Origin of the sequence: Roseovarius arcticus (assembly GCF_006125015.1) — a bacterium.
Classification (GTDB): Bacteria; Pseudomonadota; Alphaproteobacteria; order Rhodobacterales; family Rhodobacteraceae; genus Roseovarius; species Roseovarius arcticus.
Window position 1 is genome coordinate 3,634,252 of record NZ_SZZN01000001.1, and the last position, 12,132, is coordinate 3,646,383.

Here is a 12,132-nt window from a genome sequence, read left to right on the forward strand (position 1 = left end):
GTGTCCTTTTCAAAAGGGTTAAAGCATCGCCTCAATCAAGTAGGGGCCCGGCTCTTTTGCTGCATCCTCAATGGCGCGCATCAGGTCCGCCACATCCTCGACCCGGCGGCCGGGCACACCCATGCCGCGTGCCAATGCGACGAAGTCCAGATGCGGCCGGTCCAGGTTAAGCATGTCCAGTGCGTCCTGACCCGGCTGCGCACCCACGTTATGCAGCTCATGCTTGAGGATCTCATAGCTTTGGTTGGCAAGGATGACGGTCGTGACGTTTGACCCCTCGCGCGCCTGCGTCCAGAGGCCCTGAATGGTGTACATTGCCGATCCGTCGCCTTGGATCGTAATAACGGGCCGCTGTGGGCAGGCGATAGCCGCGCCCGCCGATAGTGGGATGCCGATACCGATAGAGCCGCCGGTGAGCGCCAGCCAAGAGTTCGGCCTTGCGCCGTCGCCTGCGGCGAATGTCGCGCCGCCAGACGATACCGCCTCGTCTACGACGATGGCATCCTCGGGCAAGGCGTTCGCCAGCGCTGCGCCGATGTTGGCCAGCGTGATCGCACCAGACTGCGGACGCGCAGGCATGGCGGTGCCCTTGCCGGTGCCGGGTTTTGCCCCGATGCGGTCTGCCAATGCGGCGACGGCGGCCTGTCCGTCACCGTCCACACCGACCAGCGTGACTTGCGCGCAGTCTTCGGGCAGCAGCAGGCTTGGCTTGCCAGGATAGGCGAAAAAGGCGACGGGCGGCAGCGTCTCGATCAGGATCGCACGGCTGTATGGCGCGAGGCACGCGATCGCCTCGTTGATCGGATACGGCACCTTGGCCATCGCTGCGCGGCCCTGTCCCCGCTCGATCCGGCGGCTGGACGTGGGCGCGAGGATCGTCGCGCCTGTCGTTTCGGCAATGCCTTGCAGCAGGGCGAGGGTTGCTACGTCCTCCAGCACCGAATTGCTGACGAGGATCGTGGTTTTCTCGCCCGATTCCAGCGCGGCGACGGCATCCGTCAATGCAGCCTCGTCCAACGGCGCGGGGCCGTCGGGGGTGATTTCCTTAGCTATCTGTCCGCCCTCGTCCCAGCCGATATCGGCGGGTGCGATCAACGTGGCGATGCGGCGGGGTTTGCCTTTGGCAACGCGCAGCGCCTCCATCGCGTCGGCGGCAAAGCTTCCGGCGTCAGTGCCGGACTTCACCCAGTCGCTGAACGGCTTGCACGCCCCCTCGACATCTGCCGATAGAGGGGCGTCGTATTGCTGGTGGCGCAGTGCGTGATCGCCGACGAGGTTGACCATCGGCACGCGTGCCTTGCGCGCGTTGTGCAGGTTGGCCGCCGCATTGGCAAAGCCGGGGGCGAGGTGCAGCAGCGTCACCGCAGGCTTGCCTGTCATACGGGCATAGCCATCGGCAGCGCCAGTCACGACCCCCTCAAACAGGCCCAGAACGCAGTGCATCAGCTTGGTCCGGTCCAGCGCATCGACGAATTGCATCTCGGACGTGCCGGGGTTGGCAAAGCAGACATCAACGCCCGCCGCATGGAGGCTGCGCACGACACTTTCGGCGCCATTCATTTGCTTGGGAGCGCTCGTCATGCTGTCGCCTCGCGGAAAGTGGTAAGGAATGATTTGGCATTATCGGCAAGCGAAGGGCCAAGGTAGCCGCCCTCTTGCACAAGCACGGTCGGGATGTTCAGCGCAGCCAGGCGGCGCGCCATTTCGGCAAAACCCTCAGGGTAGACATTGACCGCGGCCAGCGGATCGTCGGCGGCCATGTCAAAGCCAAGCGAGACGACCAGCGCCTCGGCCCCGAAATCCTTGATCGCGGCCAATCCTTTGTCCAGTGCGGCCATTACATCGTCCTCGCTGGCGCCCTGCTGGAGCAGGACGTTCAGAGACTTGCCCGCACCCTCGCCCTCGCCCGTCTCGTCCGCGTGGCCCAGATAGAAGGTGGGGTAAGTCGCCGGGTCGGGATGCAGCGAGCAAAAGAAGATATCGCCCCGCTCGTACAGAATATCTAGCGAGCCGTTACCTGTGTGTACGTCGACGTCGATCAGCGCGACCTTCTTGAATTTCGACGTCAGGTGGTTCGCCACAACACAGGCGTTGTTAAAGAAACAGAACCCGTTGGAGCAGTCGCGCATCGCATGATGTCCCGGCGGACGGCAGAGAGCATAGGCCGATTTCGCGCCCGACAGCACTTCTTCGGCGGCTTCAATGGCGGTCTGTGCGGACCAATAGACAGCCTCCCAAGTGCCCTCCGTCAGGGGGGTGGAGGTGTCGGTCATCCACCAACCCATCTGGCCATGAATATCCTTCGGCTCCTTGCCACGACGGCGGCCGGGATGCATCGTTGGAATAGCCAGCGCCTCGGTGCCCGCGCTTTCGACAAAACGGGCATGGGCGGTGGGCAGGAAATCGACGTAGTCGGTATTATGCACAGCCTTGACCGGGTCCAGACCGTGATCGCGCGGTTTTGCGATCTCAAAGCCTTCGCCTGCCAGCATGTCGCGCAGGATCTCGGCCCTCTGTGGTTGTTCCTGATGCGGCATGGCAGCGCCGCGGCGGAAATAGAACGTGGGCGCATGGCGCAATTGGCGTTCGTCAAAGAAGGCTTTCATCAGTGATCCTTTCGCATGATGCGCACCCGATACCGTTCGGGGGTTCAACGATGTTTTGGGCTGCGAGCGCCGCATCGTCAACATCGCCGCGCGGACCATCGCAAATTTCAGTTTGCAGTTCAACGACAATGATGCATGATGCACCAAAATGAATTCACGCTGATGAAACGGGCTGAATCGACGCTACGGCGCACGCTAAAAGTGTAGTATCGAGGGGTAGAAATCCGGAACCATTCCGGTATTCTGCTTCTATAATAAAAATAAGCAAAACCAACCAACGGGGAAACAATTATGCTTCGAAAAATCAAATTCGCTGCCGCCGCTTTGGCGCTGGCCCTTGCCGGCCCGCTGGCCGCGCAGGACGGCACACCGCAGGCGGGCGGCACGCTGAACGTCGTGATTCAGCCCGAACCACCCGGATTGATGATCGGCCTCATTCAAAATGGCCCGACGCAGATGGTCGCGGGCGAAATCTATGAAAGCCTGCTGCGCTACGATCACGAATTGACGCCGTCGCCGCAACTGGCCAAATCGTGGGAGATTTCCGAGGACGGACTGACCTACACGTTCACGCTGCAGGACGGCGTGACCTTCCATGACGGCGAGCCGTTCACATCCGCGGACGTCAAGTTTTCAGTCGATGTGTTTCTACGCGAATCGCACTCGCGGATGCGCACGTATCTGACCCATGTCGAAAGCATTGAGACGCCCGACGACCTTACCGTTGTCTTCAAACTGAAGCAGCCGTTTGGCCCCTTCATTGGTATCTTTGAGCCGGGCACCGCGCCGATGATACCCAAGCACATCTATGAGGGCACCGATTTCGCCAGCAACGAGGCGAACAACACGCCAATCGGTACTGGCCCCTTCAAGTTCGACAAATGGGAGAAGGGTAGCTTCATCCATCTGGTCAAGAACGAAGCCTACTACATGGAGGGCAAGCCTTACCTTGATGAGATCTATTACCATGTGATCCCGGATGCCGCATCGCGTGCCGTAGCGTACGAGACTGGCAAAGTCGACGTTTTGCCTGGTGGCTCGATCGAGAACTTCGAAGTGCCGCGCGTGCGCGACATGGAGAATACATGCATCACCGATAAGGGCTGGGAATTCTTTGGTCCGCTGTCGTGGATGTGGGTCAACAGCAACAACAAGCCGCTGGATGACGTGAATGTGCGCAAAGCAATCATGCATGCTGTCGATCGCGAATTTGCCAAGTCTGCGCTGTGGAATGACCTGGGCAAGGTTGCGACTGGTCCCGTCTCTTCCTCGACACGTTTCTATGCTAGTGACACGCCAGACATCAGCTACAACCCCGAAGAGGCCAAGAAGCTACTAGCCGACTCGAGCTATGACGGTGAAACCATCCGTATCCTTGGCCTGCCTTACGGCGAGACATGGACGCGCTGGGCCGAAGCGGTCAAACAGAACCTGGCCGAAATTGGCATGAACGCCGAGCTGATCCCGGCTGACGTCGCGGGCTGGAACCAGAAGATCAGTGATCGTGACTTCGATCTGGCCTTTACATACCTCTACCAGTACGGCGATCCGGCCTTGGGAGTTTCGCGGACCTACCTTGGCGACAACGCTGAGCCCGGCTCGCCTTGGAACAACGTGTCGAACTATCAGAACCCCGAAGTCGATGCGATGTGGAACGAGGCCGCTCTGATGGCCAACCCCGAAGATCGCAAGGCTGCCTACAAAAAGATCCAAGACCAGATCGTGTCGGACGTTCCGAACATCTGGCTGTTGGAGCTGGGCTTCCCCACGATCTATCGCTGCAACGTCAAGAACCCGGTCAGCACCGCGCTGGGCGTCAATGACGGCTTCCGCGATACGTGGATTGCCAAAGAGTAAGGGCATCTGCCCAGTGGTCCGGGGCGCGGTTGGCGCCCCGGACGCACCTAAAAAACGATTCATAAAATGAGATCGACAACAGGGGCAAACAAAACGTGACACGTTTTATCCTGGGCAGGCTGGTCAAGGCGGTGTTTATCCTGCTGGCCATTCTCGTCTTTAACTTCTTTTTGATCCACGCCGCGCCCGGCGATCCCGCCGCCGTCATGGCAGGCGAGGCCGGCGCCGCAGACGCCAAGTTTCTTGCAGACTTGCGCGCGCGTTTCGGTCTGGATCAGCCTCTTTATGTTCAGTTGTGGATCTACCTCAAGGGCGCTGTTCAGATGGACCTTGGATATTCCTTCCGCCAGCAGATGCCGGTGGCCGAGCTGATCGGCGACCGCCTGCCTGCAACGCTGCTTCTGACGGGTGTCGCCTTCGTGCTGTCGCTGGTGCTGGGTGTAATCGCAGGCGTCGCGGCATCCGCCCGTCAGGGCAGCTGGGGCGATACGATCATCTCCACCCTCGCGCTGCTTTTTTACGCAACACCCCTTTTCTGGGTCGCGCTGATGGCTGCGCTGGTGTTTTCAGTCTGGCTGGGCTGGTTGCCCGGTTTCGGTTATTCGACCATCGGCGCGGGCTACACCGGCATGGCGCATGTGATGGACGTGGCCAAACATCTGGTACTGCCAGCCTCGACCCTCGGCCTGTTTTTTATGGCAATTTACATGCGCATGACCCGCGCCTCGATGTTAGAGGTGTCCCGCCTCGATTTTGTCAAGACAGCCCGTGCCAAGGGTCTGAAGCGCAGCGTGATTCAGCGCCGCCACATCCTTCGCAACGCGCTCTTGCCGGTCATCACGCTGGCAGGACTTCAGGCGGGCCAGATCTTTGGCGGCGCGATCCTGACCGAAACGGTGTTTGCCTGGCCTGGCATCGGGCGGCTGATGTTCGAGGCAATCAATCAGCGCGATTATAACGTAATCCTTGGTGTCTTTTACATTTCTGCGGCCATGGTGCTGCTGTTCAACCTGATTACCGATGTCGTCTACGTTATCATCGACCCGCGCATAAGGCTGACGGCATGAAGGATTTTTGGAAACGTTACCGCTATAATCGCGGCGCCGTCATCGGCCTGTTCATTCTGGCTCTTGTGATCCTTGCAGCCATCCTTGCCCCTGTCGTTTACCCGCAAAGTCCATGGAAAATGGTGCAGCGCCCGTTCTTGGCCCCGTTCGAGTATACTGGCCTGCCGCTAGGCACCGACGCGCTTGGCCGGGACGTGCTGTCGGGGCTGTTCCACGGCGCGTATGTCAGCCTGCTGGTCGGTCTTGTGTCGACCATCGTGGCGCTGGCTATTGGTGTGCCCGTTGGCGCGATGGCTGGATATTTTGCCGGACGTACCGACGATGCGCTGATGCGCTTTACCGAGTTTTTCCAGACGATCCCCAGCTTTGCGCTGGCCATTGTCCTCTTGGCGATCTTTCAACCTAGCCTAACATTTGTCATCATCGCCATTGCGGTGGTTAGCTGGCCCCCCGTCGCGCGATTGGTGCGCGGCGAAGTCCTGAGCCTGCGCACGCGCGAATTCGTTGAGGCGGCTACCCTTTCTGGCCTTGGCAATACGCAGATCATCCTGCGCCATGTGCTGCCAAACGCGTTGCCGCCGATCATCGTGCTGGCGTCGCTGATGGTGGCCCAAGCGATCTTGCTGGAAAGTTCACTGTCCTTCCTCGGGCTTGGCGATCCGAACGTGATGTCATGGGGCTATATGATCGGCGCTGCGCGCACCGTAATTCGCACCGCGTGGTGGCTTTCGTTCCTACCGGGCATGGCGATTCTTCTGACCGTGCTGGCGCTGAACCTGATCGGCGAGGGCCTGAACGACGCGCTCAATCCGCGCCTGACGAGGAAATCCGAATGAGCCTGCTCAGCATCCGCAACCTTGCCATCGCCCTGCCTGTCGGGGCCGATCGCCTCTATGCGGCCAAGAACATCAATTTCGATTTAGCCGCGGGCGAAATCCTATGTATCGTCGGCGAAAGCGGTTCGGGGAAATCCATGTCCGCCAACGCGGTGATGGGCCTCTTGCCGCAAGGGGTGGAGCCTGTGGAAGGCACTATCACGTTTGACGGGCGCGAAATTCTAGGGCTGTCCGAAAAGGAAATGCTAAAGCTGCGGGGCAGCCGCATTTCGATGATCTTTCAGGAGCCGCTGAGCGCGCTGAACCCGCTGATGCGCGTCGGCGCGCAAATCGCCGAAGTTTTTGAGGCGCATGGCGTGCTGAAAGGCCCCGAGCGTCGCGCACGCGCGTTGGAGTTGCTGGGCGAAGTTGGTATTCCCGATCCACAATCGGCAATCCGCGCCTACCCCTTTCAGCTGTCGGGCGGGCAGCGCCAGCGCGTGATGATCGCGATGGCGCTGGCGCTGGAGCCTGACATCCTGATCGCGGACGAGCCGACGACGGCGCTGGACGTGACAACACAAGCGCAGATCCTGACGCTCATCGAAAACCTGCGTAAGTCGCGCGGTATGGGGGTTATCTTTATCACGCATGATTTCGGTGTGGTCGCCGATATCGCGGACCGCGTGATCGTCATGCAGACCGGCGAGATTGTGGAGACAGGCACCGCCGACGAGGTTCTGCTGAAGCCGCAGCATCCCTACACCCGCGCGCTGATCGATGCGATCCCGCGTTTGACACAGCGTGCAGAGGCCGCCGAGCAAACGCGCGAGCCGATCATGTCCATCGAGGGTCTGAACAAGACCTTTTCTACCGGGTCCGGCACGTTTTTTGGCAAGCGCCGCGTGGTAAAGGCCGTACAGGACGTCAGCTTTCAGCTCTACGCAGGCGAGACGATCGGCATCGTGGGTGAAAGCGGCTCGGGCAAGTCGACGGTGGGCAGGTGCCTCGTGCGCCTTTTGAATCCCGACAGCGGCCGCGTGATGGTCGATGGCGCGGATATTGCGCACATGTCCGGTGCCGAATTGCGCGATCAGCGGCGCAAATTGCAGATGATATTTCAGGACCCGTTTTCGTCACTGAACCCGCGCGCACGGGTCTCGCGTATCCTGACCGAAGGACTGATTGCCTACGGCACACCCAAGGCGCAGGCGCTGGCCCGCGCCCGCGAGTTGCTGGATCTGGTCGGGCTGGATGCCTCTGCGATGAACCGGTTTCCACACGAATTCTCGGGCGGGCAACGTCAGCGGATCGGCATAGCCCGCGCACTGGCGCTGGAGCCCAAGATTATCATCGCGGACGAGGCTGTATCGGCGTTGGACGTGTCAATTCAGGCCCAAGTGCTGGATCTGCTGGCCGATCTTAAGTCGCGGCTGGACTTGTCGATGCTGTTTATCACCCACGACCTACGCGTCGCGGCGCGCATCTGCGACCGGATCATTGTCATGCAAAAGGGCCGCATTGTTGAGGCGGGGCCAGCCGGCAAGGTGCTGCACAACCCCGATACCGAGTACACGCAATCCCTGCTGGACGCGATTCCAGGGCAGGAGTACGAGCGCGCGCTGGCCAACGCCGAGTAGCGAATTTTATTTGGCTTGTGTCGCCGAGCGGGCCTAGCCCGGCGCGGCACACCTCTTTGGGAACTGCCTCATGTCCAGCCTTGCCAGTATTTGCGCGATACTGATCGTAGGGTTTGCCCGCGCCATTACCGCTGTGCGCGGTATCTGGGCGGGGGCCCCTCCCACGCCAGTGCAACGCATCTACTACGCCAATCATGCAAGCCATGGCGACTTCGTCCTGATCTGGACCGTGCTGCCACGCGCCATGCGTGCCCGAACGCGGCCTGTCGCCGGATCCGACTATTGGCTGACGTCCAAGCTGAAGGGGTTTATCGGGCGCGAGGTGTTTAACGCAGTGCTGATCGACCGAAACCCGGCCACGCGGCAGGGCGATCCCGTCACGGACATGAGCGAGGCGCTAACCGGCGGCGATAGTCTGATCCTCTTCCCGGAGGGTACGCGCAATACCGGCGATGAGGTGCTGTTGCCGTTCAAGTCGGGCCTCTATCATTTGGCGGCAGCGAACCCCGAGATTGATATGGTGCCCGTCTGGATTGCGAACCTGAACCGCGTCATGCCTAAAGGTGCGTTAGTGCCGATCCCCTTGATCTGCACCGTCACTTTTGGCGCGCCTATCCGACTGATACCGGACCAGGGCAAAGCCGACTTTTTGGCGCGCGCGCAAGCTGCGCTACGCGATCTGTCACCTGATGGAGGGGCCTGAGGCATGGACACACATTTTCTGATCTTGGCCATATGCGTGCTGGCCGTGCTGGGCGCCGCCACGGTCGCGGGGCAGCTACTAAAACGCCGGGCAGGGCCGGGTGATCTGACCATTCAGAACCTGACAGCGCGGATCAACGCATGGTGGGTCATGGCGGGCGTCATCGCATTGGCATTCATCGCGGGGCAGGTGGGTGTCGTCATTCTATTCGCGCTTTGCTCTTTCGCGGCGCTGCGCGAATTTTTAACGCTGACCAATACGCGCGCCGCCGATCACTGGGCGCTGGTTGCCGCCGTGTTTGTCGTGCTGCCAGTGCAATATGTGCTGGTCGGCATCGGCTGGTACGGACTCTACTCGATCTTTATCCCGGTCTATGCGTTTTTGTTGATGCCGATCCTGTCGGCACTACGCGGGCAGACCGATAACTTCCTGATCCGCGTGTCCGAAGCGCAATGGGCGCTGATGATTGCTGTTTTCTGCGTTAGCCACGTGCCTGCGCTGCTCAGCCTGCAAATCCCCGGCTACGAGGGGCGCGGCCTCTTTTTAATCTTTTTCCTGATTGTCGTCGTACAGTTTAGCGACGTGATGCAATACGTCTGGGGCAAAATGCTGGGCCGCCGCAAGATCGCGCCCCGCCTGTCTCCGTCCAAGACGCTGGAGGGCCTGGTGGGCGGTGTCCTCAGTGCTAGTCTGCTGGGTGCCGCGCTCTTTTGGATAACGCCGTTCACGCCTGTCCAGGCGTTTGGCATATCGCTTGTGATCACGCTGATGGGCTTTTTCGGCGGGCTGGTCATGTCGGCGATCAAGCGCGACCGGGGCGTCAAGGATTGGGGCCACCTGATTGCGGGGCATGGCGGATTTATCGACCGGCTGGATTCGGTGATCTTTTCGGCGCCGATCTTTTTCCACATCGTGCGGTTTTATTGGAGCGCGGTGTGAGCTTTGCGCGTCTTGCAGCCAGTACGCCGGTCCATGTCGCCATCGGTTTTGCCGCGATGGGCGGTTGGGCAGTCTGGGCCAATGCGGGCCACGGGATGCACGCGGCGCTGCTGGCCGGGTTGGTGCAGGGCGCGCTTTCGGGCGCGCTGACGCTGGGCCTGAAGCGGTCGGTCGACTGGATGCGGCCGCGGTTTGCGGGGCTGCTGGCCTATCTGCTGCCGCCGATCATCGCGGGGGGATGCTCGGCCATGCTGCTGATTATCGCTCATCGGCTGGCAGGCACACCCGAGCTTCTGGCGACCATTGCGGTGCCGCTGTTTGTGTCGCTGACCTATATTTTTGCCTACAATAGCCTGCGCCAATGCAGGGCCGAAAGGATGCGCAATGCCTGATCTGACCAGCCGCCGCCCGCTAAGCAGCCGCGACACCAAATGGGCCGCGCGCGTCACCCGCGCGCTGGCGGCAAGAGGCGCGACGCCTAATGGGATTTCGCAGGCCAGCATGGTCGCCGCACTAATCGCGGGCCTCGCATTCTGGGCCCTCGCGGCGACGTCGGGCGGCGTGCTCACCGCTCTCTTGCTGATCATTGCCGCGCTGGGATGCCAGATGCGTCTTTTGTGCAATCTGTTTGACGGCATGGTCGCGGTAGAGGCGGGCCGCGCTGCGCCTGATGGCCCTCTCTGGAACGAGTTTCCCGACCGCGTGTCTGACATCTTAATCTTCACGGGTGCCGGTCTTGGCGTTGGCCTGCCTTGGCTGGGAATTGCGGCGGCTGCGATGGCCGTGCTCACCGCCTACACGCGCGAGTTGGGGGCCAGCATCGGTGTTGCGCCCGATTTTTGCGGACCAATGGCCAAGCAGCACCGCATGGCGGCAATCACGCTGGCCGCATTCCTTGCGCTGTTCGAGACTGCGATCGTACCCATGGGCACCGCGCTGATTACGGCGCTCTGGCTGATCATGCTAGGGGCTGCTGCTACGTCGCTGCGCCGGGCATGGCGTATTAGTGCAGCCCTTTTAGCGCGCGGCTGATGCTGGGTATGCCGAGGGAGGGCGCCTGCGCAAAAGGGCCCCGGACATGCACATGCAGGACCCCGCGGCTACTTCACACCTAGCAGGGCGCGCCGCGGGGACAGTACTAACACCTGAGCTTTGGCAAGAGACGCTCTGACCAGAGTTCGATGATCTACAGGCACTTTGTCATCAATGTGTATGCATGTTCCGTCCACGTTCCAATTCAAGCCGCGCCGAATTAGACGCCGCGCTGATGTCAGCACTTCGCGGCCCATCTTTTTCACCTCGCAACGGCAGAGTAATTTCGAACCCGGCACCGGATCCGTGCAGAGGGCTCAGAGTACCGTCCAGCTTTTCCACTGCTGAGGTAATGATTGTCATCCCCAAGCCGTCCTGTGTGTGAAGGGAGAACCCCGCGGGCAGTCCGCGTCCATTATCGCGCAGCGTGATCCGCAACTGGTCGCGTCCACTGTGCACGGCTTCCAGCGACAGGATGACGGATTCATCATCATGGCCGCCGTGCTTGACCGCATTCATCGCCAGTTCGTTCAAAATGATACAGACTTGCGTCGCCTTATCAGCGCGCAGAGTCACGTCTTTGGCCTGAACCTCGATAATTGCGCCAATGCTTTGCGTGATGTCTGAGCAGAACGGAGTGAGAAACCGTGCCAGATCGACCTCGCTGTCCGGCAAGTCCTGACTAAGTTGCCGATGCATTCTGGCGATTGCCGTCAAACGCGACATCGCACTTGCAAGTGCATCGCGCGCCGAGGCGACATCGGTAATCCCGCGGCTCGCATGTTTCACCATCGCGGCGGCGATCTGGATACTGTTGGCGATCCGGTGATCGATCTCTCTCGCTTGCGCCTCAAGTTCGGTCGCACGGGAATGTCTGACCGGCCGGGGCCGGACATCAGCACATCGCTCTCTCGCTGATGTCGACCTGTTCAGGCGCCTGATACCGTCCTCAATTACTTCCAACGGAAGATTGGCCGCTCTGCTCATTTCACGCGGATTGAGACCAAGATCGACAAACATCTTCAGGCTATTCTGCAGGAGCTTTTCACTCACCAGCCTAGATTGCACTTTCCAGGGTGCCTCAGACCGGAGTGGCGCGACTTCGATATCTGACATGGTAGCTCTAGAACTGTGAAACTTCATCATTGTGACAACACCTCTCAAAAACCGAGACAATTAGCACCCCGCGAATATAAGGTTGGGATGCCGACGCAACAACCGGCCACATTAGATTTGCAATGGTTCAGTTTTGGGCAGTGAACCAGTGGAAGGGACGGAACTCGTTACGCTGGAACACCCCCGCCCATACCAATATCCATTCGGCGGAGGTTGCGAATATGCACCAAGTAGGCTCTCAGCAGGTGCATGATTTTGTAGAAACTCACTTCTGGCCGACATCAAGAATATGAATTCGATCAATCAGCCTTCCAAGTTTCGGCCATACATAAAGAAGCGACCTTGGAATCTCCTTTG

11 protein-coding genes are annotated in these 12,132 nt (G+C 60.2%); 8 read left to right on the top strand and 3 right to left on the bottom strand.

The window, feature by feature from the left end; translation table 11 throughout:
- Positions 1–18 precede the first annotated feature (18 nt).
- Positions 19–1,581, bottom strand: a complete 1,563-nt coding sequence (locus MK6180000_RS17385; protein ID WP_138935892.1) for an acetolactate synthase large subunit — start codon at positions 1,579–1,581, stop codon at positions 19–21.
- Positions 1,578–2,606: a histone deacetylase family protein gene (locus MK6180000_RS17390; RefSeq protein WP_138935893.1), complete on the bottom strand. Its 1,029-nt coding sequence runs from the start codon at positions 2,604–2,606 to the stop codon at positions 1,578–1,580. Before MK6180000_RS17390 ends, MK6180000_RS17385 begins: the two co-directional genes overlap by 4 nt.
- Before the next feature lie 291 nt (positions 2,607–2,897).
- On the opposite strand from MK6180000_RS17390, the gene MK6180000_RS17395 reads away from it, so the two are divergent.
- From MK6180000_RS17395 to MK6180000_RS17430, 8 genes are all read left to right on the top strand, one after another.
- Positions 2,898–4,463 (top strand): ABC transporter substrate-binding protein, encoded by a 1,566-nt coding sequence (locus tag MK6180000_RS17395; protein WP_138935894.1) that lies wholly within the window; start codon positions 2,898–2,900, stop codon positions 4,461–4,463.
- 95 nt (positions 4,464–4,558) lie between these two features.
- Positions 4,559–5,530 carry an ABC transporter permease gene (locus MK6180000_RS17400; protein ID WP_138935895.1) on the top strand — a complete coding sequence of 324 codons (972 nt, stop codon included), beginning with the start codon at positions 4,559–4,561 and terminating at the stop codon, positions 5,528–5,530.
- On the top strand, positions 5,527–6,366 hold the full coding sequence (locus MK6180000_RS17405; RefSeq protein ID WP_138935896.1) for an ABC transporter permease: 840 nt from the start codon (positions 5,527–5,529) through the stop codon (positions 6,364–6,366). Before MK6180000_RS17400 ends, MK6180000_RS17405 begins: the two co-directional genes overlap by 4 nt.
- Positions 6,363–7,985 carry an ABC transporter ATP-binding protein gene (locus tag MK6180000_RS17410; RefSeq protein WP_138935897.1) on the top strand — a complete coding sequence of 541 codons (1,623 nt, stop codon included), beginning with the start codon at positions 6,363–6,365 and terminating at the stop codon, positions 7,983–7,985. Before MK6180000_RS17405 ends, MK6180000_RS17410 begins: the two co-directional genes overlap by 4 nt.
- 70 nt (positions 7,986–8,055) lie before the next feature.
- Positions 8,056–8,688: a lysophospholipid acyltransferase family protein gene (locus tag MK6180000_RS17415; RefSeq protein WP_138935898.1), complete on the top strand. Its 633-nt coding sequence runs from the start codon at positions 8,056–8,058 to the stop codon at positions 8,686–8,688.
- Positions 8,689–8,691: 3 nt separating this feature from the next.
- Complete coding sequence (locus MK6180000_RS17420; protein ID WP_138935899.1) at positions 8,692–9,627, top strand: phosphatidate cytidylyltransferase; 936 nt, start codon at positions 8,692–8,694, stop codon at positions 9,625–9,627.
- Positions 9,624–10,019, top strand: coding sequence for a hypothetical protein (locus tag MK6180000_RS17425; protein WP_138935900.1), 396 nt, complete (start codon positions 9,624–9,626; stop codon positions 10,017–10,019). The genes MK6180000_RS17420 and MK6180000_RS17425 overlap by 4 nt, the downstream gene beginning before the upstream one ends.
- Positions 10,012–10,659: a CDP-alcohol phosphatidyltransferase family protein gene (locus MK6180000_RS17430; RefSeq protein ID WP_138935901.1), complete on the top strand. Its 648-nt coding sequence runs from the start codon at positions 10,012–10,014 to the stop codon at positions 10,657–10,659. The genes MK6180000_RS17425 and MK6180000_RS17430 overlap by 8 nt, the downstream gene beginning before the upstream one ends.
- A 171-nt stretch (positions 10,660–10,830) precedes the next feature.
- Here MK6180000_RS17430 and MK6180000_RS17435 read toward each other — a convergent pair whose 3' ends face one another.
- Positions 10,831–11,775, bottom strand: a complete 945-nt coding sequence (locus tag MK6180000_RS17435) for a sensor histidine kinase (protein ID WP_212751922.1) — start codon at positions 11,773–11,775, stop codon at positions 10,831–10,833.
- Between the last annotated feature and the right edge of the window lie 357 nt (positions 11,776–12,132).